This is a genomic window from Pelagicoccus sp. SDUM812002, from assembly GCF_031127835.1.
Taxonomy (GTDB): Bacteria; Verrucomicrobiota; Verrucomicrobiia; order Opitutales; family Opitutaceae; genus Pelagicoccus.
In genome coordinates this window covers 503,138-528,343 of the sequence record NZ_JARXHX010000001.1, presented here as the reverse complement: position 1 = coordinate 528,343, position 25,206 = coordinate 503,138, and the positions used below count along the sequence as shown (strand labels likewise).

The window sequence follows — 25,206 nt, the reverse complement described above, 5'->3', positions numbered from 1 at the left end:
TACGCGTTATTGGTTTTCCTTGAGAACGGCGAGCACGGTGGAAGTGTCTTCGCGGGCGTCCACTTCCTCGTTCTTGTAGATGACCTTGCCGTCCTTGCCGATGATGAAGGTCCAGCGGGAGGTTGTGAGGTTCCGGAAGAAGGTGTGCATGTCGCCGTTGATCTCACGTTCGAGCGATCCGCCTTCTCTGGTCGGAACGCCGAAGAGTTGGGCGATGGTGCCGTTTGGATCCGAGAGAAGTGGGAAGTTGAGATTGTTCGCTTCCTTGAAGAGCGAGAGGCCTTTGACCGAATCGCCGCTGATGCCGACCACGATGGCGTCGGCTTCGTCGAGATTCGTCGAATAGTCGCGGTAGGAACAGGCTTGGGCTGTGCAACCGCCGGTCATGGCTGCGGGATAGAAATAGACTACGATGTTCTTTTTGCCGAGGTGATTGGCGGCTGACCAGATTTCTCCGGTGTCATCGTTAGCGGCGAAGTTTTTGACTTCGCTGCCGACATCGAGGGCGGCACTGGAAAGGGAGGCGGATGCGGTCATAGCGGCAAGGACGAGGAGTTTCAGAAGCTTGTTCATGTGTGAGCAGACGAGCGAGAGAACGATTTGCTTGTGTGGAACTTCTCGGAGAGCGGCAACTCTGTTTTTTGTGGAAAGTGGTCGGACAGCCGTCGGGATTGTCGGCAACAGGTTTTTGCGAGGATTCGCTTTTCTGCGTGACCTTTGACAATGAGTTCCTGTAGTTTGCAACACGTGTAGGGTTTTTGCGTCCCTTTCAAGCCGAAGCCCATTCTGCCCCAATCTTTTTGAGTCGTATGAAACGATCTATTTTAGCAATTTTAGCGGCGCTGTGTGCCGTGGTAGCCATTGATGCAGTCCCAAGCTGGGACGAAGCTCTCAGGCAGACGAGTGATTGGTATGCTTCACCGGAAGCCACCGAAGTAGCGGATTCCGTGCTTTCTTATCAGCAGCCCTCGGGCGGTTGGCCCAAAAACTTGAACCTGTCGGAGCCTCCTTCCCAGGCGTACCTCGAAAGTCGCGGAAAAGCCCGCCACGCGACCATCGACAATGGCGCAACTACGAGTCCCTTGACGTTTCTCGCTCGAGTCAACGAGGCACAGCCTGCAGACCGCTGGAAGGAATCGATAGACCGAGGCATCGAGTATCTCCTAGAGGCCCAATATGAAAATGGAGGGTGGCCGCAGTTTTATCCGCTTCGGGAAGGCTACTACTCTCACATCACGTTTAATGACAACGCCACCGTGCGAGTGCTGAATTTGCTCAAGAAAGTCGAACGTGCAGAGGCGCCTTGGAAGGGACTGGGCAATTCCATTCGTGAGCGGGCTGGCGATGCGGTCGAGCGCGGGATCGAATGCATCCTCAAGACACAAATCCGAGTGGATGGTCAGCTGACAGCTTGGTGCGCCCAACACGATGTGGAAACTTTGGCTCCCGCCAAGGCACGAGCGTTCGAGTTGGTGTCCCTATCTGGTGGAGAGTCGGTGGAGATCGTCCGCTTCTTGATGGATATCGAAGAGCCCTCGCCGCGGGTGGTGGCTGCCATAGAGGGAGCGGTCGCTTGGTTTACCGAGGTGGCCATACCCGGAAAGCGTGCGGACCGTATCAAGGACGAGAACGGGAATTACGACCGCGTTCTCCGCGATGACCCGGAGGAGGATTTATGGGCTCGCTTCTACGAGATCGGAACAAACCGCCCGATCTTTGTGGGACGCGACAGCGTGGTGCACTATGAGCTTTCTGAAATCGAGCAGGAACGTCGAGGAGGTTACGGCTACTACGGCACTTGGGCCAAGGACATGGTCTCCAAGGAATATCCGGCCTGGAGGCGTCGGCTCGCTACGCAATCGGACGGGCCGGTTCTTTATTTGGTGGGAGACTCGACCATGGCAGACAAACCGCGACCTACGAACCCGGAAAAAGGTTGGGGACAGTTGTTGCGGGAGTACACGCTGGCGCCGCTGCGGGTGGATAACCACGCAGTAAATGGAAGGAGCACAAAGTCGTTCCTCGATGAAGGGCGCTGGGAAGACGTGCTCGACCGTCTCAAGACGGACGATTGGGTTCTCATCCAATTTGGGCATAACGACGAAAAGGAGCACAAGCCCGCTGTCTATGCGGAAGCCCGCACAGACTATCGCAGGAATATCTTGCGCATGATAGAGGAAACCCGAGCGAGAGGGGCGCACCCGATTTTGGCGACATCGGTGGCTCGCCGTAAATGGGACAAGTCAGGCGAACGGATGGTGCGGACGCACGGCGATTATCCCCTTGTTGTGCGGCAGGTTGCCAATGAGCAAGACGTGCCGCTATTGGAGATGGAAAAGCTGACAACCCAATTGGGGGAGTCGAAGGGGGTCGAAGGTTCCAAAAAGCTTCACCTTTGGTTTGAGCCCGGTGAATTGGCTATCGAACCAGAAGGCTTGAGCGACAACACCCACTATTCGTGGGATGGTGCTCGCGAGGTTGCGGCTTTGGCGATTGCCGAGATGCGTCGTTTGGAGCTGCCAATCGCCAAGCACTTCGCCGATGCATTGGTGGCCTTGGACGACACGGGCGACTGGAGTTCGGTCGAGAAGGCGATCTACAAAGCGCCTCAAGCTCCGGACGGATCGGCTCGATGGATCATACGGGTGAAGCACGGTGAATATCGGGAACGAGCCTATGTGCAGCGGGAGCGAGGAAACATTCGATTAGTGGGGGACGCGGCAGAGACGACTGTATTGGTCGAGGGGATACACGCGAACATGATTGGACCCGACGGCAAGAAGCTGGGGACGTTTCGCACGCCAACGCTGCAGGTGGATGGCGAAGGGTTCGAAGTGCATTCGATGACGATAGCCAACGATGCTGGCCCCGTTGGTCAGGCCCTCGCCTTGCGGGTGGACGGAGATCGAGTCGTGTTCCGCGATTGCGTTTTCAAGGGGTGGCAGGACACGATCTTCGTGAACCGCGGGCGCCAGTATTTCGAAAACTGTTACATCGAAGGTCACGTTGATTTCATTTTTGGCGGCGCGGTATCGGTTTTCGATAAATGCCATATCCATTGCTTGAAGAATGGATACATCACCGCAGCCTCAACTCCAGCGCTGCAGGAGTACGGAATGGTGTTCTTGGATTGCAGGATCACCGGTGAACCCGGAGTGCAGGCATACTTGGGGCGCCCTTGGAGAGCACATGCCCAGACCACTTTCGTTCGGACGGGAATGTCGGAAGTGGTTCGGCCTGAAGGTTGGCACAACTGGACTGGGCCGGAGCGGGAGGAGACGGCGCGTTATGCCGAGTTTGGCAGCTACGGTCCGGGGGGAGACATGGCAAATCGTGTGCCATGGGCGAGGACGCTCTCCGAAAAGGAGGCCGCGGCATTGGACGTGAACGCAATTTTCGAGTCTGGTGAGGTAGTTCAGAGCTTCACCCCAGCCCAAGGACAACTAGCTAGATAACGGACCGGTTTATCGAAGCACGGCTCGGCAATTCCTAGCGAATGTGAAAAAACGTTGAATCGCTTGCAAAGGGCGTAGCGGGAGAGTGCCGAATCGATTCGCCTCGTTGACAACAGAGACGGTCGAGCGGAGATTTGGCGGCGAGAGCTCTAGCCGGTCCCTATATGCGTCCCTGTTTCCTACCATTTTTATTATTCCTGTTCGTCTGGATCGGCGAAGGCTATTCGCAAGGCCGCAAGGAGTTCGTCAGGATCGGAGTGGAGGATGGGCTCTCCCAAAGTTGGGTGCGAAAAATTGTTCAGGACTCTTACGGCTTCATGTGGTTAGGCACCAAGGACGGCCTAAATCGATACGATGGCCGAGATTTCCGAATCTATCGTCCTGAATCCGAAAACGAAAGGGGCTTGGAGAGCGGTTCGATCAATGATCTTTATGTAGACGCTACCGATCAATTGTGGGTGTGTACGTTGGGAGGCGCTTTCGTATACAACAGGAAGCTCGACAGGTTTGAACTGTTTGAGCCAATCGGACGAGCTACGGTGAACACGGTCCGCCAAGTCTCGGACGGGAGTCTCTGGTTTGGTACGCCGAACGAGTTATTTCATTATCTTCCAGATACTGCGGAGCTAAGGCGCTATGTGCACGATTCAGGCGACGAGACGAGCCTGATCAGCAACATCGTTTGGAATCTGCTCGAGGACCGCAGAGGTCGCCTTTGGATCGGTACTCAGCTAGGCGTCTGCCTCTACGACCGCGTGAACGATTCGTTCTACCGCTTGGAGGATGAAGAGGGAGCTGGAGAACGTTGGGTACAATCAATGGCCGAAGATAGCTGGGGGCGCATTTGGCTAGGGACAGAAACTGCGATTTTCCTCTACGAATTGGGAGATGGCGGGAGCTTGGAGCTTCGGGAATTGATGCCCATACGCGGGCAATGCATAACGATGGACCGGAACGGAGACATGTGGCTGGGACATGGATCAGCTCTGGGACTTACTTTTTGGGAAATGGATGACGAATCGGGCGAGCTTCTCGAAAAGCAACGCTACTACAGTCGCCTACATGATCAAAGGAGTATTAGCGCCGACGGGATTGACTGTATCTACGTAGATGATACGGGTTCAGTCTGGGCGGGTACCTACGGTGATGGTGTTAATTATCATTCAGCGGAAAGGAAGAACTTTCGTACGGTTGAGATTCATGACGTATACGCCAATCTGGACGTAGGCGAACAGGTGAATTCGATCTTAATCGATGGATCTGAGCATTGGATTGGGACAGAGCGAGGCATAGTCCGCTTTGACGAAGAGAGTGGTTTCAATGCAGAGTATAAGATGGATCTTGACGATGAAAGCACCATCGGGGCCAACGCTGTGTATCAGATTATCAAGGACTCTCGCGGTGAAATTTGGATCGGGACCTGGGCTGGTGGAATAAGTCGATATGTTCCCGAGAGCGATTCCTTTGTGCGCTATTTGAATGATCCGGAAGATCCGAGTAGCTTGAGCAATAATAACGTCTTTTCCATTGTGGAAGATTCGATGGGAAACCTTTGGATTGGCACGGTTGGTGGTGGCTTGAATCGATTCGATCGAAGCACAGAGACCTTTGAACGCTTTTCGCATGATCCAGAGGATCCGGATTCGCTCAACAGCCAATATGTTAACGACATTGCCATAGACGATGCGGGGGCACTTTGGATATCTACCTACAGTTCGCTGGATCGGTACGACCCGACACAGGGACATTTTGAGCACTTTAGTCATACGGGGGATCCAATCGCTCAAAATAGGGGCGATATAGAAGTTGTTTTCATCGATAGCAGGGGGCAGCTGTGGCTGGGCACTGAAGTCGGTTTGATTCACTTCGACCCCGTGTCTGAAAGGTACGCGCGCTATGGTGTGCCAGACGGACTGGCTAATAACTCGATTAAGTCGATTAGCGAAGATGAATCGGGGAACCTCTGGATAACGACCAATTTTGGATTGTCGCAGTTCATTGACGGCATAGAGGTCCCGGGCGATCCTCGCTTTGTTAACTATGATCGCAAAGATGGTCTGCAATCGAACGAGTTCGTGAAGCGATCTAGCTTTGTAGGCGAGAGTGGTGAGATATGGATCGGTGGCGTTTCTGGTCTGTCGCGTTTTAAGCCCGAAGAGATTAAGCCAAATCTGAGGGTTCCGAAGGTTGTCATTACAGATTTGAGTATATTGAACCGGAAAGTGTATCCAAGTGGGGAGGACGGTTTGCTTGCAGCTGAACCGTACCTGCTCGACAAATTGGAACTAGATCACGAGGATTCTGTTTTCGCGCTTCGCTTTTCAACCTTATTGTATCCAAGGAATAGTGACGTAGAGTATGCCTACATGCTCGATGGATTCGACCAAAACTGGCAGTATGTGAAAGGAGCGTCTTCAGCTGTGTACACGAATATCGATCCGGGAGATTATACCTTCCGCGTAAAGTCTACCAATTCAGATGGTATCTGGGGGGACAACGTTGAGTCTCTTGCCATCAGCATTTCTCCACCGATTTGGATGGCCGACTGGTTTCGTTTCCTCACGGTTGGCATTGTGACGTTTGTGTTGTTTGCGTTGTACCGCATTCGAGTGGTGTCCTTGAAACGTTCGCGCTTGGTCTTGGCCAATAGCGTTGCCGAACGAACGAAGGAGCTGGGTATAGCGAAGGAAGAGCTCTCCTTGCAGAACGAAGAGCTGCGGGTCCACCGTACCCGACTGGAGGATTTGGTCGAAGCGAGGACACGGGAGCTCAAGGCAGCCCGCGATAAGGCTGAAGTTTCGGACCGCCTCAAGTCTGCCTTTATAGGTAACATGTCGCATGAGATTCGAACCCCATTGAACGCGATTATGGGATTTTCTCAACTCATCGCAATGGAGGCGAAAGGTCAGGGAGAGTTTGACGATTACAGCAACTGCATTCGTGAGAATACGGAAATGCTGGTTCAGCTTCTGAATGACATTATCGATTTTTCTATATTCGAATCAGAGAAGTTGACGCTTAATTACGAGTGCGTCGATGCTTGGATGCTTTTCCACGAACTAAGTGCTGAGGTCTCCCAATTGGTCGGAAGTAGGGCTCCAGCTGGAGTATCCTACTTCGCAGACAATCGATTGGAAAACGACGTTTGTATACGATTCGATGCGGACAAAGTACGCCTCAGGCAGATACTTTTAAATTTGGCGACGAATGCGTGCAAGTTCACTGAAACCGGCTCAGTCACCTTTGGCATGGGGTTTGACCGTGAGGCGAACGCATTGAAGTACTGGATCAAGGATACGGGAGTGGGAATCGCACCCTCTGAGCATGAAGCAGTTTTCGAGCGTTTTCATAAGATAGTGGATACGAAGAAGTCGTTCGCCCGCGGAACAGGCCTAGGGTTGGCGATTTGTCGCCGATTGGCGGACGAGCTCGGTTTTTCTATCACTTTGGATTCTGATGTTGGCGAAGGTTCTGTATTCACGCTTACGATACCAATCGTAGAAAAAGTGAAGTCGGAGGTTCGGGCTGCCCCGCGAGGCCAGGAGGACGCTATCTCCGAGTTGGACTTAGCCGGGCGTTGCATATTGGTGGCCGAGGACATCGTTAACAACTACACGATTGTAGAACGGTTCTTGGTTCAAACTGGGGCGCGATTAATCCACGCCCTCGACGGGGAACAGGCTGTCAAGATCTTCACCAAGCGCAGCGATGAGATCGACCTGTTGCTGTTCGACATCGCAATGCCGAACATGGGCGGTGTGGAAGCCTTGAAGGCGATACGGAACATGTCGCCGTCAGTTCCCGCTATTGCTCTCACGGCCCACGCATTCAAAGGGGACTTAGAAATGCTGCTAGAGGCAGGTTTTCAAAGATGCCTCACTAAACCTGTTGAACAGGCAGACCTGCTACGGGAAATAGCGCATGTTCTGGACCTGATGAAATCTTAGCTTTAGCGAAGCTACTGTCCCCTTGACACCAGAGGAGTCGTGTTTGGGATAGGACAATGTCATCCAATCAGAGCAATCCCGTCGAGATCGGCGGAGAGGTTTTCGATTGCGCCGACTGCGGCGCTTGTTGTCGCTGCTATCCAATTTTCGCGAGTGCGCGTGACGCCGAGCGAGAGCCCTTATTGCGTGAAAGGTGCGTGAAAGTGGATAACTTTCTCGGCAAGGGAGAGGTTGCGTATCGGATGTATCCATTAGCCAATACCGAGGGGTGCGCGTTCCTGGGGTCTGACCAGCTTTGTCGAATATATGGGAGTCGTCCGGAGTTGTGCCGCCGTTTCGAAAGCGGAAGCGAGCAGTGCCGCCATGCCAGAAATCGTGTCGGAGTCGGGCGAGGAAGGAATAGATAGCAGTTTCGCGAAAAAATCTGGTTTTTCCGGCGGAGAAATGCAGTTGCCAATTCCCGCCCGTCGTAGAGTAGGCAAAGTCAAACCTACTAATTTTCTGATGAGCAATCTACAAGATCCGATCAAAGTGGGAGCCTGGGAGCTCCCTAATCGAGTAATTATGGCCCCGTTGACGCGTTGCCGTGCTAGCGAAGGTAGGATTCCCAATGCCTTAATGGCGGATTACTATTCCCAGCGTTCCACCGCGGGTTTGATTATCTCAGAAGCAACCTCGGTCGAAGCCATGGGTGTGGGCTATGCGAATACTCCGGGAATATGGTCTGACGAGCAAGTCGAGGGATGGAAGCTCGTTACGAAGGCGGTGCACGATAAAGGTGGGCTGATCATTCTCCAACTCTGGCACGTGGGACGTATTTCGGACCCGATGTACCTAGATGGGGAGCTTCCTGTGGCTCCTTCTGCAATAAAGCCAGAAGGGCATGTCAGTCATGTGCGGCCTGAGAAAGAATTCGTGACCCCTCGGGCACTCGAATTGGAAGAGATTCCAGACATCGTTGAAGCTTACCGCAAGGGAGCCGAGAATGCGAAGAAAGCTGGTTTCGACGGGGTTGAAATTCACGGAGCAAACGGTTACCTTCTTGACCAGTTTCTGCAGGATTCGACCAACAAGCGTGAAGATCAGTACGGCGGCTCGATAGAGAATCGTGCTCGATTGATGCTAGAGGTGACGGACGCGGTGTTGTCAGTTTGGGACGCAAGCAGAGTCGGGATGCACCTCGCTCCTGCTTGCGATGCTCACGATATGGGAGACTCAAATCCGTCCGCGACATTTGGATACGTTGCTGAGGAGCTTGGAAAACGTGGGATCGCCTTTATCTTTACCCGAGAGGCGATCGATGACGGGAGCGTGAGTCTTGAGTTGAAGAAAAAATTTGGTGGCATCTACATAGCGAACCAAGGGCTCACAGCGGAGACTGGGGCAAGGTTAGTCAAGGAAGGCGTCGCAGATGCGGTTTCGTATGGTCAACTTTTTATCGCGAATCCAGATTTGGTGAAGCGCTTGAAGGAAGGAGCCCCTTTGAATGAACCCGATCCCGACAGCTTCTACAGTGCGACTCCAAAGGATCCGAAGGGATATGTCGACTACCCCAGCCTAGAGGACGCTAACGTTTAAGGGGGGCGGCCTCCAAGCTTGTCTAAGGGTCTGGAATCGGCTCTTGAGGTCATTCCGTCGTAGTTACCCTACTGGCCGCCCCGACTGACTGTGAGTTCGGTTGCATGCAGGACTTCACGCAGTCTGTACGTTCTAACGATTTGTAATTATGAAAGAAAAACCGATAGTGTATGTGAAGGCGGGCTGCCCGTGGTGTATCGATGCTGAAGCTTATCTGAAGAAGAAGGGTATCGGATACACGGCTAAGGAGGTTCGGTCAGACCCGAAAGCCATGGCAGAAATGGTGCAACTTTCCGGACAAAGCAAGGCGCCGACCATGAAGCTTGGCGATGCCGTCCTCGCTGACTTCGGAGTAGACGAACTCGTGCCTTTCTTAGCTAAACACGGATTCGCTTAAATCGTTCTCAACTTGCCATACGAGTGGGCTGTCTAGGATTTTACTAGTTCAGCCCCTTTTTTTGATAATTAGTTTGCATTAAAGTGCACCTAAATATGCGTTAGTCGGCATGAGATTCGTGTACCCCTTGCCTCTCTGCTTGTCCTTGGTCGCTTTGCTCGTATCGGCGTCTTTCAGCTCTTTGATTGGTGCTTCCACTGAAGGTACCTCATTTTACACAGAACGCTTGGTCGACCCAGCTGCGGTCTACTTAGACGCCAAGGAGTTTGGCGTGGTGGGCGATGGAAAAGCAGACGACACGGAGGCTATCCAAAGCGCCATCAATGCGGTGCAAGCGAAATCTGAATACGGTGTTTTGTACGTACCAGAGGGCATCTATCGAGTAAGCGATACGATCTACATCTGGAAAGGGATTCGCCTGATCGGATTTGGAAGCGAGCGTCCAACCTTCGTCTTGCCCGCAAACTCTGTCGGCTACCAATCGGAGGAGGGAAAGTACATCTTCAACTTCGTGAGCAACCGACCGCGGGAAGGGCAGGCAATCCGACCTGCGAACCCGGGCACCTTCTATTCGGGCCTGAGTAACGTGAACGTTGAAATAGGAGAGGGTAATTCAGGGGCGATCGGAGTGCGCTCGCATTTTGCGCAACACTGCTTCCTTGCCCATATCGACTTCAGAATAGGAAGTGGCCGGGCGGGTGTAGAAAAGGTAGGAAACGAAATCGAGGACTGCCGCTTTTTTGGGGGTGATTATGGTATCATCACCACGAAGCCCTCACCCAGTTGGCCGTTTGTGATGGTTGACAGCTTTTTCGAAGGACAACGAGTAGCTGCGATCAGTACGGAAGAGGCTGGCCTGACTCTTCTGCGTATAAGCTTTAAGGATACGCCGAGCGCAATTGTAGTGAATCCTGATCGAGCGGAAGAGCTCTATCTGGCGGATTCGATTTTGGAGAATATATCCGGGCCTGCTGTGGTCATTAGCGATGAATACAATGCTCGTCCGCAGTTCAACATCGAGAATGTGGTTGCGAACAATGTTCCCACGCTCGCTGCTTTTCGCAAGAGCGGCAAGAAGGTAGAAGCGCCAAGTGAACTGTATCGAGTTAAGCAATTCACTCATGGATTTCAAATTTCGGAGATTGGAGAAGAAGGATCGGTTCGCACGACGCGCGAGCTGGAGCCGCTTGATGCCTTGCCGGAAGCCGTAGCGAGTGACGTTCCCCGACTGCCGGAGCAAAGGACCTGGGCGAACTTGAAGGACTTTGGGGCTGTCGGCGACGGAGAGGTAGACGATACGGAAGCGTTGCGAGCTGCCATCGCTGCGAACCGGACTGTATTTTTGCCCACGGGGCGTTACCGAGTTTCGGATACCATAACGTTGCAACCCGATACGGTGCTGATCGGAGCAAGCCCGATTACGACGCAGATCCTAATAAAAGACTACACTCCTGCGTTTATGGGAGCCGCAGTCATGCCTCAAATAGATGAAGAGCGAATCCGTCGCTGGGGACTGGATCCGGAAGACGAAGCGGTACGCCGCCGTTTCACTCCGCTTGTACCAGCGATCGCAGGTGCGCCCAAGCCGTTGCTAGTCGCCCCCCAAGGAGGGCGATGTATCGTCAGTGGTATTGGATTGGATACGGGCGGGGCCAACCCGAGTGCAGTTGCCTTAAAATGGATGGCAGGCACACATTCGATGGTAAATGATGTGCGCTTTTTAGGAGGCCACGGAACCTACCGAGCGGATGGAAGCTCGATTCCGACTTACAACGAAAACCGGACGGCGGACGGAGACTACCGCCGCCGGTGGGATTCGCAGTATGCGAGCCTTTGGGTAACCAATGGAGGAGGCGGTACCTTTAAGAATATTTGGACGCCGAGCCCTTACGCACAGGCAGGTATGCGAATCACGAATACAGCTACGGAAGGTCGCGTTTATCAAGTATCCTCGGAGCACCACGTGCGAGCGGAGGTACAGCTGAGCGGAGTGGAAAACTGGAAGTTTTACGCGTTGCAGTTCGAGGAAGAAAGTGGGGAGGGACCAGACGCTCTGCCGTTGGAAATCGAGGATTCTCGCAACTTGCTCTTCGTGAACACCTACCTCTATCGCGTCGATCGCATGATCTCGCCGTTTCCTTACGGAGTGAAGGTTCGCTCTAGCGAGGACATCACGTTTTGTGGCTTGCATGTTTACTCGCCGACCAAATTTTCCTACGATGTCACGCTATACGATGAGTCACGAGGGATCGAAGTGCGACCGCGCGAAATTGCCCGGTTAGAGATCGGTGCCACATCCGCCCGAGCTGAAAGCGAAGGCTCTGAGCGTGTTGAGAAAATCGCCGGAGGATTCCAGTTCGCAGATGCGATGACAGCAGACCGTCATGGAAACATCTATTTCATCGATGGAAGATGGCACCGGATTTACGAGTGGAATACGGAACGAGACGAGCTCTCTCTGGTATTGGACGCGGCGATCTCTCCAGTTGGAATTGTATTCGATTCCTCTGACAACGCTATGGTGCTTACCGCTTCGAAGGACGTATTCACATTCGATCCGGCGGATCCCGTAGAAAGTTTGCGGATCGTGGAAGCATCGGTGGTCAAGTCGAGACCCGAGGCAGTGGCCGTGCATCCTGGGCACCGTTGGAGGGATTCGCACGACTTGTTTGCTGCATCAACAGCCGCGGCAAAGTCCCATTTCGTATCGCCCGATGGTTCGCTCTACCTGACTGGACTAAATACGCTCCGGCGTTGCTTCACTTTGCGAAAGGCGATCCCGGGTCAGCCGTTTTACCTCGCCGACGAGTTTGGGCAGAAAGTCTGGCGTTACGCGGTTGCAGCCGATGGACGGCTCAGCGATCCGGAATTGTTCGCTGAGAACGGAGAGCTAGACTTGGTCGTCGACTCGAAGGGGAATGTATATGTGGCTGCGGGGCAGGTCTATGTATACTCGCCAAAAGGAGAGCTCATCGACCGAATTGACGTGCCGGAGCGTCCAGCTTCTCTAGCGATGGGAGGGAAGGACGGCGATGTGCTATATATTGCAGCTCGTTCCTCGGTTTACCGAGTCGCTTTGGGCGCCGGCGATTGATTTTTCAATAGGTTCTTCGTTATCCCAGATTAGAGCTGTAGGGCGCGGTATTTGCTAGCTGGCAGCATGCAGTTGCCCGTTTGTTGCTCTGGGAGTCATCGTCCGCTCTTTCGATTTTTCTCTTTTTTATCCGCGTCCCTGGGCATTGGCCTAGGTATGGTAAGTGCCGCTGAGGAGCCGCAGTTCCCTGAAGGTGTGAAGATCAGCTATCATTTGCCGGTAGAAATGCGGGACGGGGTAGCGTTAGCCACAGACGTCTATCTGCCGAGCGAGTCGGGCGGGCCTTATCCGACCCTGCTCGTTAGGGACATTTATGGAAATGGAGCGGCCGAAGTACGACAGCGCTACGCGCGACTTGCGACCTCGCACGGCTATGCTTTCGTACTCCAAGTTTGCCGAGGGCGCTATGATTCGGATGGAAATTGGTATCCCTACTTTCAAGAGATAAACGACGGCGACGACGTTTTGAGCTGGATAGCAGAGCAGAGCTGGTCGAACGGAAAAGTGGGAATGTTTGGCAGTAGCTATCTAGGGTCGGTCCAGTGGCTAGCGGCTTTGAACGACAATCCAGCCTTAGTCGCGATCGCCCCATCCGTGAGCCCTGGCAATTATTACCGAGATGTGGCATATCCGGGAGGAGCGTTTTCATTGCTCAGCCGAGCGAGTTGGGGCATCGGTCTAACCGGAAGCCGAACAATCATGTCGTATCCGATTTCTTGGGAAACATCCGTCGATCACCTGCCATTGAAGACTCTAGACCAGTCGCTCGGTTTCAATGTGAGGCATTTCCAAGATTGGCTCGCTCACCCGACTCTCGATAGCTACTGGCGGCCTTTGAACCTGGAGGATAGAGCGGACGAAATGTCGGTGCCGGCTCTGAATATCGGTGGCTGGTATGACGCTTTTTTGCGTAGTACGATCGGTAGCTATGTGACCATGACAAATGATGCAAGGAGTCAAGTCGCTCGCGAGAATCAGCGCTTGGTTATCGGTCCTTGGCCCCATGGCTGGAATCGAAGCAGTCGGACGGGTGACTTAGATTTCGGGGAAGCGGCTTTAGTGGATTGGGATGCTTTGCATCTCGATTGGTTTGAGATCTGGCTGAAAGACGGAGAGAAGAAAGAGGTCGCCCCGGTTCGTATTTTCGTGATGGGAGAAAATGTATGGCGGGATGAATACGAATGGCCGCTCGCTCGGACCGAGAATACTTCATTCTATTTCCAAGAGGACGGATCACTCTCCGTGGATCTACCTGCCGACTCCGCTGAGCCAATGCTTTACACATACGACCCAGCGGATCCAGTCCCGACGGTTGGAGGGAATATCATGCGAACTCAGGTGAGGGGACCTCGAGACCAGCGCCCGCTCGACGAAAGGGAGGACATCGTGCGATTCACTACCGAGGCATTTTCTGAGAAAATGGAAATCACCGGTCCATTGACGGTGAATCTCTACGCAAGTAGTTCTGCTCCGGATACTGACTTTATGGCCAAACTGGTAGTCGTTCGTCCTGATGGGTTTAGTTTCAATTTAGCGGACGGAGTTATTCGAGCTCGGTACCGAGAAGGCTTTGAAGAGCCAAAGCTGATCACGCCAGGAGAGCCTTTGCTCTATACAATCGACGTCTGGGCGACCAGCTATGTCGTGCAGCCAGGTGAGCGCCTACGGGTGGACATCACGAGCAGTAACTTTCCGCGGCTAGACCGGAACCCCAACACCGGGGCTCCGTTCGGAGAGACAACGCATATGGTACCTGCGGATCAGACCCTCTACCTCGACGCCGAGCGGCCCAGTCACATTGTTTTGCCGGTGATCCCCAAGCTCCACTGAGAAAACGGACCCTCAGGGGCATTAGGGCCCTTTCGGAAGCAGCGAAGGCGAAGGAGGTTGAGGGCTGCAGAAACCGGATGGTAAATTTCTCCGAATTTACGCTTGCCAAGGGCCTGAATCGTTGCCGTTTTAGCGACTCTGTTTTGGGGCCGTAGCTCAGTTGGAAGAGCGCCTGCATGGCATGCAGGAGGTCGTCGGTTCGATCCCGATCGGCTCCACCAGTCTTCGTTCCGAGCGGAGCGAGAAGGCGGCAGCATAAGAGAGATACCTCAGATCTCATTCTGGCCGTGAGTACGCGAAGCGTCGTTTCGGGTCTTCGTGGGAAGCGAAACGCAGACCTACGCTGTCATGGTCCCCATGGTGTCAACAGCCGGTGAGTTTCGGAGAATAAACGGTTGCATGGTTATTGGCGGGTAGCGGAAGAGCTTGGGATTTCCCTGCTCCCTGCTGCTGTTTATTCCAAATGGATGAGACCGCGTTTGACGGCGGCCAGGATAGCTTGGGTTCTGTCGGAAACACCGAGCTTTGAGAGAATGTTGGTGAGGTGCACCTTTATGGTGCCTTCCACGAGGTCTAGTTCGCCTGCTATTTCTTTGTTGCTCATGCCTTTAGCTACAAGGGAAAGGACTTCGAGCTCTCGCTTTGAGAGGTGGGAGAGGACTTGGCGGCTGAGGCGATTAGCGATCTCGGCTGGAACGTATTGCTCGCCTTTGTGTACAATGCGGATCCCTTGGATGAGGTTATCCAAGGGCATGTCTTTGACGACGAAGCCGGCCGCGCCGGCTCGATAGGCGTGCAGGGCTTCCTCACCGCTGGCGTAGTTGCTGAACACGAGTACTCGGATGGAGCTGTTTTCCTTTTTGAGCAGCTTGATGGTTTCGATGCCTCCCAGCTTAGGCATGCGTAAGTCCAAGACAACTACGTCTGGATTGCAAACGCGGCATTGTTCGATGGCATCTTCGCCGTTTTCGGCTTGGCCGACCACTTCCATGTCTGGCTCGCAATTGGCTGCGGTGGCGAGTCCCATGCGCAGGACAACGTGGTCATCGACCAACAGGATTCTAATTTTGCTATCGTTCATTATATCAGTGGCTATTGGTCGTCTTTAGAAATCGGTACGTTCAGGGTGACGCTGGTGCCTTTTTGAGGAATGCTGTCGATGGTGAGCAGGCCGTCGATTTTGCTCGCTCGGGTTCGAAGGCCTCTCAGTCCGAAGTGCCCGAGCCCTTCCGAAAAGACCTCGCTGGGGTCGAAGCCTTGGCCGTCGTCATGGATCTCTAGACGCAGCTGGTCTTCGGTGAAGTGAAGGGCGATCGTGATGTTTTCGGCCTGGCTGTGGCGGACGGCATTTGTGATCGCTTCCTGGGCGATGCGGAGGATGTGGTGCTTGCGTCGGGATGGAATCTCGGTGGGCGTTCCAGAGGTTTGGACTTTGAGTTTCGCCGAACCAGCGCCGAGCACTTGGGTGATATTGCGCAGGGCTTCGCTCAAGCTTTCATCCTGCAACAATGGGGATTCGAGATCCCAGACGGCTTGCTGTACTTCCTGACGAGTGAAGGATACCATGCGTCGCGCAACCGATAGCCGGTTGTGGAGGTTCGTATCCAGATTGTCATGCTTGAGGGTAGCGTCGAGCTGGAGGGCGATGCCGCTTAGGCCTTGTTGGAGACTGTCGTGTATTTCTCCTGCGAGTCGATTTCTCTCGGCCAAAGTGGCAGAGGTGCGGGCTTCATCGGTGAGCTTTTGCATGGTGTCTCGCAGTTCGTCGGTACGCTGGCGTACGAGCTCTTCGAGCTCGTCGTGCTTCCTTTTGGCTCGATGCATTCCGGAAGACATTACGCTGAGACAGATCAGGATGCCGGCGCTCCAGTAGAGGAAGTAGGCCGCATTTGCGCGGTACCAAGGTGGCTCGATTTTGAAGTTTGTTACGACGGGATCCCCCACGGGGATGCCGGCCTCCGTGAGCTGAGCGCTGAGCTGGTAGCTTCCTTCCTCGAGGCTCGGGAGGGTGAGGAGGGAGTCCTCGCTTTGCACTTTCCAGCTGTCGGAGCCTTTTTGCATGGAAAACTCGTAGATCGGCTTGTCTAAAGATTTGTATCCATCGGAGAAATACCTGAATACGAGATGGTTTTTCGAGTAGGGAAGCGTATCCATTACCTTGTTTGGCTTGGCTGCCGTATAGAGTTCTAGTCCTGTCTTTCCATCTACTATGGATACGAGAAAGGGCTGTCGTTCGGCGTTCTGGCTTGGCGTAAAGTCTTGGTCTACATGGTAGAGGGCTGATTCGGTAGAGATCCAAGCGTGCTGACCATTGAAGAGAGTGATTACGGGGTATTGGTCGCGTATACTGTCCAGTGATTCGGTGTCGATGGTGTATCCGTCATCGGAGGGTCTTATGGTGATCACGCCTTCTGGGTGGGATGCCCAGATCATGCCGTTTTCGTCCTCGGAGGCGCGAAGAATGGTGACGGGCGATCTGCTTAGGGCTTCGTCGATTTCGGGGGCAGGGCTGGGAAGGGCGGTGTCCTTATCCAGATAGATGCGTTGGTTGTAGGCTCCGGAGAGCATGATATAGTCGTTGAGAACGCCGATGTTTACCCAGACTGGTTCGTCCCACGGAAACTCGTCGATGACTTGTAATTGAAGTTCGCCGTTTTCGAACCAGACGCGGGCTACGCGATCGAGGCCAAGTTCGATCCATAGTGCCTGTTCTGTGACGTGCGCAACGGAAGGGAAGCCGACGCCTGGAATACGTGGAACGAATTCCGACCACTGCTCGCCGTCCCACCGCAGCGCTGTGATCTCTCTGCTTCCGACGACGATGCAGAGGTTTTTTTCTTGGAGAAAGAGCCGGTTGGCTTCGAAATTTTCCAGAATCGGTGTGAACGATTCCCTAGTGCTAGCGTACACGCCGTTGCCGTTACCCACGAGTAGGTGCTCTTCGTTTGCCGCTATCGCCCATACTCCAAATGGAGGCGATTCTGGTAGTTCCTCGAATCGGTAGTTCCATGAGTTGTTTGCGAGCACCATTTTGTAGAGGCGACCGTTTGAGGCGATCAGGCTGTCGCCGCCCCATTGGAGGACTTGTGGCCAGCCGATTACGACCTCGGCCCTTTGGTCGACCACGGATACCGGATTGTTGTAGAGGAGCTTTTCGACCGAACTTTCTCTAGCAAGCCAAAGGATGCCGGCGTCGTGTACTGCGAGATCGAGAATTCGCCGATAGTTCGTGGAGGTCAGGGCCATTTTCCGCTGTCCACTTCCGTCGACCAGGAAAAGCCCAACGCTGTCGATGGCGATAGCGAAGCCACCGTCAGGCAATGCCTCCAGGCAAGAGATTGGGCCGACGCTGCCCTCCTCGAAACCAAAGTATGACTCGGTAAATGTGTGTCCGTCAAAGTAGAGGAGTCGATTGTTGCTGGTGGCGGCCACGATGCCTCCATCTCCGAATTCGGCGGTCTCGAAGACTGCGACTTGGGCGTCGATGGTTTCGGTATTTCCCGTGAGGGGGTCGAGCCGTACGGTTCCTGTTTGGCCGGACGAGAGAAAAATCTCGTCTCCGAGCCGGAAGGCTGTGGCAACGGGAGTTTCAATGAAGTTTTGCTCGCCTGTAGATTTCTGGAGATGGACTACTCCATTCGTGCCTACGAACAGGATTCCGGTAGGAGTAGGCAATATTTGGGTGAAATTCGTTGAGTTGATCCAGGCGGGGTACTCAGCAGGGCGCAAGGAAGTAGGCAGAATGCGTCCGTCCTCCGTCGTCTTGGCGACACCCCATGAAGCGAGGGCTCCGTAGTAGGCGTTTCCGTCGTGGTCGACGATCAGGTCGATTACGGGAAGGATGTTCGAACTGTGAACGGCGAGGTCGATCCAATTGTCGTCGTTCAGTACAATGTAGCTGCCGCTACTGATGACGGCCAATCGGCCGAGCTGGTCGAAGTTAAGTTGTGGGCCGCGAGAAGCGCCGATCTCTTCGATCGAGTAGGTTCGAGTGATGGGCAGGCCAATGCTGGGACTTGAGCCAAATGCAGGGAAGTAGGAAGTGAATAGCGCTAAGCTGACAGCGAGGAAGGGCTTCACTATTCTCGGGCTCCCTTGCGCCAGTAGGGGGCCGGCGATAGCGGATAAGACAGAGGTTAAGTGAAGCTTTGGCATGTTTGAGTTTTATGGTTAAGCGGCGTCTTAGAATCGATTAGCTTTTGTGAAGGCAAGCTTGGGTAGATGGGAATGGCAAGACGGCTCGAATGGTGAACCTGTGAGGGAGCGACTTGCGGGAGTCGCGTGGCCTGGAGTTCGGGCTTCTATAACCGGAGGGGTAGGTTAATGATGACCAACGTTGTCTTGATACAGAACACCGTTCGGATTTGCTGCCTTCATGTCTGCCTCATTAATAGTGAGCGGTCCTTTTTGATATAATGAATATATCGTTATCTCGAAGAGATTTTGTCGTTTGATCATTTGTTTATGCATAGCTAGTAGCGTCTGGGGCGTTGCCCGGTTCCCTTTTTTAGGGGATCGGGTTTGTTCGTCTAATCACCGAAGGTATTCCGAGCAGCGTTTAAGAGCCAACGCGTGGAGAGAAGCGTCTGGGAAAGGGATCTTGTAGGAACGGGCAATGCTTAGAAGCTGGTAGGTTTGTAAAGCCGTCAATTGGTAAAGGCTGTCCGTGTCCATAGTGTCGATACATGCTTGGGCTTCTTTCTTGGCGAGTTCGTGTTGCTTGCCCAGAGCGAGAGCGATGGCCCGGGCGACGCGTCGATCCCAATCCATGGGTATGATCCCCTTGTCGACATCAGCTACGATTTCAGCGATTTGCTGCCGGAAAGGCATGATATCATTCGAAGTAGAGAGCACGGTTGCTCTCGCGATACGGCTGTTTGGGTCTTGTCGATAGGAATCGACCAAGGTCTTCGCTGCGAGTTCGGCTGGCTCTTGGCGTTTCATCTCTGAGAAGTATTCTGCTAGTCTGGCCATTAAAAGGGCAGCGTCTTGAGGCAACGTTATCTCGAAGAGAGCGAGTTTCTCGGTACCGAATCCGGGAGTCTGAGGAAGATGGTACGGAATGGGCCGCAGAGTGAGAGGCAGGATCCAATTTTGCAGGCGATCGTAGAAGTTCCTATCCTCCGCATTTTCCGGTTCGCGGGCGAGAAGCGGGAAAACTGCGTCCCAAGAGGAGAGCATGATATGCGTAATCTCGCGACTTTCGAGGAGAGCTTGCGCTTCCGTGTTTTCAGGAGCGCTCAACATGCGCGAGGCGGCAACTTGCCCCGGATAGGATTCCCAACCCGTGGAAAGGAGGGTTTGGCAATTGCCGTGGAAAATCAGCGAGTCGGAAAGCTCGGGCGATGCGAGTGCTTTGACTTCGCGATCTGGATAGTGACTCGCCATCCAGTGAGCGAGGTGACGGTAGACGAGGGCTTCGAGGTCGAATTTGCTAAGGGGATCGTCTCCAGTTGGACGTTGTAGGCTCTGCGGTAGACTCTTATTCCAAGCGAAGAGGCCAAAGAAGAGTGCTCCGGCGGCGGCCAATGCGTATCGTTTCGTATCCGGTGAGAAACCACTGGTCAACTGGCAGAGTAACGGGATACAGGCGAGGGAAAGGACGATTCCCCAACGAATTCTGAAGAAGGTGAGTAGTAAGGCAGTCAAAATGACGGCTAGGGTCACGATTTCAGCTTTTCGATTCCCTCTGGGGGCTGCACGTAGCTGGATCAATAACACTATCGCGCAAAGGATGAAGGGAAGGAGTAGGAATACACTTTCGATTACGGAAATCTGGGCGACCCAATGTATGATGCTGCTGAATACGATCGTCTCGTCGAGTGAGCTTAAACGCAGGAGAGACGCGCTTGAATGGAGCCACCCAGAGAGCCCTTCCGAGATCTGAAAGTAGGCGAGCGATCCCATGAGGATGGTCCCAATTCCTATTTGTATCCACCGCAAAGTGCTTCGCTGGTTGGAGTTGCGAAGTGCCTGCCAAGCGCTCAAGGCGAGTCCGAGTCCTAACCATGCAACTGCGTAGAGCGGGTGGTTGTAGCGTAGCTCGCTTGATTCGAGAGCAAGTGGGTTTTGGTCGAGAATGCTCGATAGCAGAGCCACGCCAGCTCCGACAAGCGTCCAACGCAGGATCGACTGTGTCCTCCCTCCAACAAGGATGTTGGCCGCTGCCAATACTCCAAGGACTAGCACTGCGGAAAACCCAACGCTGGGGTCCAAACTTACGGCGAGTCCGGCGCAAACTGCTGAGGCAACCCCCAAAAATTTATGCTTGTCCGCTTCTTTATTTCGAGGAAAGGCTAGGATGAGGCTGAAACCAGCCAGCAGAATCGCCCAAGTGTCAGTGGAAAGGGAGCCGGGGATGAATTGGGCAGAGAAATAGGGGAAAAGCGCGAAGGCAAGACCGGCTGCTGCGCCGCCCACGCAACCCGCTCTAGGGATGGTGATGAAGACGAGAATCAGAAAAGCCAAGCTGTGCGAAATAAGAGGTTCCCAGAGGGCCGCTTGGGCGACTGCAAGCGGATATGGCTGTGAATCGAAAAACTGGATACAAGAGGCGATCGTTGCGATCCAGCCTGCGTAGAGCTTAGGAAGGAGTTGGGGCCGTCCGGTGGGGATCGTGTCACTACTGTAGGTCTCGTTCGAAAGGAATCCCTCTTCTTCGAGTTGCTGAGCATAAGCTATCCAACGATAGGTTTCACCGCGATTACGAGTCCCAAGAAAGTGACGCTGCCCTAGCTCGTAACCAGTTGTTGAATTAGCGTCTAGTTCGGGAGCAGGACTGCCTTCATTCGAGAACCGTTTTGCCCAATCAAGGCTTTGGTAGTCAGCTCGCAACATGAGCCCGAGCGTGATCAATATGAGAAAGATGGCGGCAGCCTGTTTCCAATGGAGCCAAGAAGTCATTTTAAGTCTTTGGGAAAGGGGTGATCGTTAATCGCCGAGGGGTTTTGCGATGATCCAAGGTCCTGAATCGGGTAATCGCTCATGTATCGTGGAGCTGCCGTCTGGCCAAGTTGCTTCAATCGATAGGGGCATCTTAGAATTCGCTGAGGCGATGTAGAGCTTGTTTGAGCCTTGGCTGTGCCAACCGCTGCCGAGTCCAATTTCGTGTCCTTGGATCGAGCCGTCCGAGTAGCTGATCCGCAGTCGAGCCCCGATTGCGTCGAGATTCGCGGCTGAGCCGAGAACTTGCACGGTTAGCCAGGCTTGATCGCTTGAGTCGTTGGACAGTAGGACGCTTGTACCCCCGTGACGAGATGCGAAGAGATCGGGGCGCGAATCATTGTCTGGATCTATGGATACGATGGCTCGCCCGTTTCCAGGGAGAGCGATTCCGGATTCGCTAGCTTTGACCGCAGTAAAGTTGCCCGTGCTATCACCGCGAAGGAAGAGTCCCACCCCGCCGTGGAATCTTGGTATCGCGATGTCCGAGTTTTGCGTGGCTACCAGATCAAGGTGGCCGTCACCGTCGAGGTCGTTGCCTACGAGGCTGATGATAGGGCCGATTTGGGCAGCGGGAGGAAGCGGCTCGAATCGGTAGCTGCCGTCTGCTTGGCTAAGGAAAATTCCGGATCGGAAATTTGTCGCTTCAAAGCGTTTTGCGTTTTGTAGAGCTGCTTCGCCATAGACTTCCTTCATGTTCGCTTTTGCGAAATCGTCGTTTTTTGGAAATCTGCGCAAGACGGAAGGTAGCTTGGCGCCGATATCGACACGTGATCGCAACGGGTAGATTTCACTTTGGTCGTGGATCGCTTCAGCTAGGATTTGAGTACCGTTTTGTGCGAAGTCGCCGTAGAACAGCAACGCGGGCGATTCGGGAGTGGCTTCGTATGTGGTATTGAGACCGAGGTTGCCTGTAGCGAAATCGAGTCGGCCGTCGCTATTGAAGTCGGCGCTAGTCAACCCGTTCCACCAGCCACGGCCTCCAGTTTCGAAGCCGGCGACGCGGGTGCGATCGGTGAATTTACCTTGCCCGTCGTTACGAAAATAGCGAACGAAGTCCCACTCCAAGGCTAGCAGGAGGTCGGTATGGCCATCGCCGTCGACGTCGCGGAAAAGGGCGCTCTTTACTAGTCCGGCCGTCGCGAGCGCGGGAGCTAGCTGGGCAGTCTGGTCTATGAACTGGCCGTTCTCGTTGACCAAAAGCACGCTGGTGGGCGTATCTGGATACAGTCCGGGGATGGATCGGGCGCCGATGAAAAGGTCGAGGTCGCTATCGCCGTCGATGTCTGCGGCAACGGCTGAGCCAGCATTGATGGCAAGTGAGGGAATGGCTTTGCTGTGGGTGAAATTGGCTTTGCCGTCGTTTAGGTAAAGGATTGGCTGATAGGCTTGTGGCCAAGCTGCAGCATTGGCGCTTGCCCGAGTGACAAGAAGATCGCGGTCTCCGTCTCCGTCGGCGTCGAAGGCGAGCGCGGGGCCGTGCTCCGCTGCTTTCGATGGAATCTCCTCGATACTACGTTTTGTGTACTTGTTATCTTGGTACAACAGAAGTTTGTGAGGAGAGCCGGTTGTGGCTCCAAGGAATATGTCCTCGGTACCGTCCCCATCGAGGTCGGCGAGGGTGATCGAAGGGCCGGCTCGGTCGGTGCGGAAGGGGAGGAAAAGTTGTTCCTTGTCGGGAATAGCGAGTTCGGAGCGGTCTTCTACCTCGAGTCCAAAATCGCTGGCATTGGCTTTGAAGAGTGTGCCGTTGGGCGTCTCGGGGGGTGCTTGATCAAAGGCGTCCTCGGTTATGAGGTAGGCTTTGTTTGTTTCGAGGTCGGAGAAGCGTTGCGTTGCGCCAGAAGGCCATTCGACGGTGAGCGATTCTATACGATCGTCAGAGCCGACGCCAAAGTGGGCGACGAGTTCGCTCCCTGAGGCATAGCCGCGGGCGACGGTGAGGGTGCGCGATTGGGTGCCAGCCGAAGGGCTTTGGATGCGGACGACGGCGCCCACACCGAAAGCATTCGAATCGTGGCCGCGTAAGCGGACTTGCACGCTGCGGAGCTTAGAAACGTTATTTCGATAGGCTTTGAGTCCGCCGTTGTAGTCGAGGTAGGCAAGGTCGAGATCGCCATCGTTGTCGAGGTCCGCAGTGGCCGCGCCGAAGGTTACGCCGATGTCGGTCAAGCCCCAGTCTTGGGTGACTTCCGCGAAGCCTTCGCCCGAAAGGTTTCGGTAGGCGAGGTTCGATTCATTCAGGGGAGGGGCTCGTTTCATGACAGCGATGCGTTGCATGTCGGAAAGTGCCCGCATCATGCGAGCGAGCAGGTCGCTATTATTTGCCTCCCGCACCATGCCGTTGGTGACGTGAAGGTCGGTCCAGCCGTCCTGGTCGAAATCTTCGAAACGGACGGACCAGGTCCAATCTGTAGCTTCGATTCCGGCCCAGCAGGCGGATTCTCCGAAGAGGCCGAGCCCGGTGTTAAGAAGTAGGCTGTTGCGGGTGTATTGAGGGGCGATACCCTCGGTGGTGCCAGTGGTCAGGACGTCAGCTCGGGAAGCTGCGAGACCACGTCGGTCTTTTTCACGGTTGGTGGTAGCCATATCCGCTACAAGGAGGTCGATGTGCCCGTCGTTGTTGATGTCGGCCGTATCGGCACCCATGGAGGAGTATGGGGCGCTAGGGGCGATTTCGTGCAGGACATTCGTAAAGGTTCCGTCCTGATTATTTCGATACAAGTAGTCGTTTCCCGAAAAGTCGTTGGCGATATAGAGGTCCGGCCATCGGTCCTCGTTGTAGTCGAACCAAGTGGCGGCATGACCGAAGGTGGAACCTTGAATGCCTGCTTCCTTCGTCACCTCCACAAAAGAACCCTTTCCAGTGTTTCGGAAAAGGCGGTCTTGGCGTCCTTGGGACTCGGTTCCGTCTACTTGATTGGTGAGCACCAACACATCGAGCCAGCCGTCGCGATCATAGTCTACGAATGACCCTACGACACTTCCGTCAGACAGGTTGAGCCCCCGTTTTTCGCCTTCCTCCTCGAAGCTTCCGTCGCCTTGATTGATGTAGAGGAGGTTGGCGGCGCGGTTGCGACATACGTAGAGGTCGAGCCAACCATCGTTGTTCACATCTGCGAAGACCGCACCTTGCCTCCAAACGATTTCGTCCTCAGAGAGCGCATTGGATATCCAGCCAAACATGGAGGCCTTTTCGGACAACCCAGCGTCGTCGGTGACGTCTTCGAACTTCCAGCCTCCCAGATTTCGGAAGAGCCTGCCCGGTTGGGTTTTGGTACTTACGTATAGGTCAACTTTGCCGTCGCTGTCGAAGTCGCCTGCGCAAACTCCGGACCCCATCCCTCCGCCCATGAACTCGCGATAGCGGTGAGTCCACATGAGAGGATCGTCGTATTGATTGTCGACTAAAAGTCCGCTCTCCTCAGCCTCGACCAAGCTGAATAGCTTATCGCCTGGGCTTTGTCGGGAGGGTGGGAAATCGGATTTGATTAATGGTTGAGAGTGTGCGGGGAGCGTGAGTCCGACAAAGGCAAGAATGGCCAAGGTTGGGCGGGTGCGGGGTAGCGTCATGGAAAGGGATTTTGGGATACCGAATAATAGTGTTGAACTAGGACGTGGTGTATTTTTTGTGGGGATACGCGGACGTTTTTTATGGCGATTTGAGGATGCTGATAAAAAGCCAAGTGTGGGCAAATAGACAATGGTTATACCTGTTTCTATAGCCTAGGTTATACCTCATCTAAGTAGGTCGCAAACGTGTGCATGAATGTCGCAAAATGCCCGTAGACTGGGTCTCGTAGTTGTTGGTATGCTGTAAGCTCTTGTTGCACCCGAAATTAGGTTCTTTTATTTTCAGAATCTAAACTGCGAAATCACCCCATATTATTCGCGTTTGGCCTAGGCTCCTCGCGACTGTGTCGTTTGTGTCGGTATTCCGTTTGTCGGGTTGTATTAAGAGAT

Annotated in this window: 12 protein-coding genes and 1 tRNA gene; 8 read left to right on the top strand and 5 right to left on the bottom strand. The window is 54.0% G+C overall.

Going from position 1 to position 25,206, the window contains the following annotated elements; all coding sequences use genetic code 11:
• Positions 1 to 6: 6 nt before the first annotated feature.
• Positions 7 to 573 (bottom strand): peroxiredoxin, encoded by a 567-nt coding sequence (locus QEH53_RS02100; RefSeq protein WP_309021463.1) that lies wholly within the window; start codon positions 571 to 573, stop codon positions 7 to 9.
• Positions 574 to 809: 236 nt separating this feature from the next.
• Between QEH53_RS02100 and pelA the strand changes: the two genes are divergently transcribed.
• The 8 genes from pelA (at position 810) to QEH53_RS02065 (ending at position 14,522) form a co-directional block, all read left to right on the top strand.
• Positions 810 to 3,455: a pectate lyase gene (pelA, locus tag QEH53_RS02095; protein ID WP_309021462.1), complete on the top strand. Its 2,646-nt coding sequence runs from the start codon at positions 810 to 812 to the stop codon at positions 3,453 to 3,455.
• 164 nt (positions 3,456 to 3,619) lie between these two features.
• Positions 3,620 to 7,402, top strand: a complete 3,783-nt coding sequence (locus QEH53_RS02090; protein WP_309021460.1) for a two-component regulator propeller domain-containing protein — start codon at positions 3,620 to 3,622, stop codon at positions 7,400 to 7,402.
• 56 nt (positions 7,403 to 7,458) lie between these two features.
• Positions 7,459 to 7,809: a YkgJ family cysteine cluster protein gene (locus tag QEH53_RS24140; protein ID WP_345785693.1), complete on the top strand. Its 351-nt coding sequence runs from the start codon at positions 7,459 to 7,461 to the stop codon at positions 7,807 to 7,809.
• Positions 7,810 to 7,906: 97 nt separating this feature from the next.
• On the top strand, positions 7,907 to 8,980 hold the full coding sequence (locus QEH53_RS02085) for an alkene reductase (protein ID WP_309021459.1): 1,074 nt from the start codon (positions 7,907 to 7,909) through the stop codon (positions 8,978 to 8,980).
• Between the two features lie 148 nt (positions 8,981 to 9,128).
• Positions 9,129 to 9,377 (top strand): glutaredoxin family protein, encoded by a 249-nt coding sequence (locus tag QEH53_RS02080; RefSeq protein ID WP_309021458.1) that lies wholly within the window; start codon positions 9,129 to 9,131, stop codon positions 9,375 to 9,377.
• Positions 9,378 to 9,486: 109 nt separating this feature from the next.
• The gene (locus QEH53_RS02075) at positions 9,487 to 12,471 is read left to right on the top strand and encodes a glycosyl hydrolase family 28-related protein (RefSeq protein ID WP_309021457.1); all 2,985 of its coding nucleotides are present in this window, start codon (positions 9,487 to 9,489) and stop codon (positions 12,469 to 12,471) included.
• A 156-nt stretch (positions 12,472 to 12,627) separates the two neighbouring features.
• On the top strand, positions 12,628 to 14,301 hold the full coding sequence (locus QEH53_RS02070; protein WP_309021456.1) for a CocE/NonD family hydrolase: 1,674 nt from the start codon (positions 12,628 to 12,630) through the stop codon (positions 14,299 to 14,301).
• Positions 14,302 to 14,446: 145 nt separating this feature from the next.
• Positions 14,447 to 14,522 (top strand) — tRNA-Ala (locus QEH53_RS02065).
• Between the two features lie 233 nt (positions 14,523 to 14,755).
• Here QEH53_RS02065 and QEH53_RS02060 read toward each other — a convergent pair.
• From QEH53_RS02060 to QEH53_RS02045, 4 genes are all read right to left on the bottom strand, one after another.
• The gene (locus QEH53_RS02060; protein ID WP_309021455.1) at positions 14,756 to 15,382 is read right to left on the bottom strand and encodes a response regulator transcription factor; all 627 of its coding nucleotides are present in this window, start codon (positions 15,380 to 15,382) and stop codon (positions 14,756 to 14,758) included.
• 11 nt (positions 15,383 to 15,393) lie between these two features.
• Positions 15,394 to 18,456: a sensor histidine kinase gene (locus QEH53_RS02055; RefSeq protein ID WP_309021454.1), complete on the bottom strand. Its 3,063-nt coding sequence runs from the start codon at positions 18,454 to 18,456 to the stop codon at positions 15,394 to 15,396.
• Positions 18,457 to 18,834: 378 nt separating this feature from the next.
• A complete protein-coding gene (locus tag QEH53_RS02050) occupies positions 18,835 to 21,204 on the bottom strand; it encodes a hypothetical protein (RefSeq protein ID WP_309021453.1) in 2,370 nt (789 codons plus the stop codon).
• Positions 21,205 to 21,231: 27 nt separating this feature from the next.
• Positions 21,232 to 24,816 (bottom strand): FG-GAP-like repeat-containing protein, encoded by a 3,585-nt coding sequence (locus QEH53_RS02045; RefSeq protein WP_309021452.1) that lies wholly within the window; start codon positions 24,814 to 24,816, stop codon positions 21,232 to 21,234.
• Between the last annotated feature and the right edge of the window lie 390 nt (positions 24,817 to 25,206).

Excerpts from the sequence above, each read along its gene's own strand:
- QEH53_RS02100 (WP_309021463.1), bottom strand. The coding sequence starts at position 573 with ATGAACAAGCTTCTGAAACTCCTCGTCCTTGCCGCTATGACCGCATCC.
- pelA (WP_309021462.1), top strand. The coding sequence starts at position 810 with ATGAAACGATCTATTTTAGCAATTTTAGCGGCGCTGTGTGCCGTGGTA.
- QEH53_RS02090 (WP_309021460.1), top strand. The coding sequence starts at position 3,620 with ATGCGTCCCTGTTTCCTACCATTTTTATTATTCCTGTTCGTCTGGATC.
- QEH53_RS24140 (WP_345785693.1), top strand. The coding sequence starts at position 7,459 with ATGTCATCCAATCAGAGCAATCCCGTCGAGATCGGCGGAGAGGTTTTC.
- QEH53_RS02085 (WP_309021459.1), top strand. The coding sequence starts at position 7,907 with ATGAGCAATCTACAAGATCCGATCAAAGTGGGAGCCTGGGAGCTCCCT.
- QEH53_RS02080 (WP_309021458.1), top strand. The coding sequence starts at position 9,129 with ATGAAAGAAAAACCGATAGTGTATGTGAAGGCGGGCTGCCCGTGGTGT.
- QEH53_RS02075 (WP_309021457.1), top strand. The coding sequence starts at position 9,487 with ATGAGATTCGTGTACCCCTTGCCTCTCTGCTTGTCCTTGGTCGCTTTG.
- QEH53_RS02070 (WP_309021456.1), top strand. The coding sequence starts at position 12,628 with ATGGTAAGTGCCGCTGAGGAGCCGCAGTTCCCTGAAGGTGTGAAGATC.
- QEH53_RS02060 (WP_309021455.1), bottom strand. The coding sequence starts at position 15,382 with ATGAACGATAGCAAAATTAGAATCCTGTTGGTCGATGACCACGTTGTC.
- QEH53_RS02055 (WP_309021454.1), bottom strand. The coding sequence starts at position 18,456 with ATGCCAAAGCTTCACTTAACCTCTGTCTTATCCGCTATCGCCGGCCCC.
- QEH53_RS02050 (WP_309021453.1), bottom strand. The coding sequence starts at position 21,204 with ATGACTTCTTGGCTCCATTGGAAACAGGCTGCCGCCATCTTTCTCATA.
- QEH53_RS02045 (WP_309021452.1), bottom strand. The coding sequence starts at position 24,816 with ATGACGCTACCCCGCACCCGCCCAACCTTGGCCATTCTTGCCTTTGTC.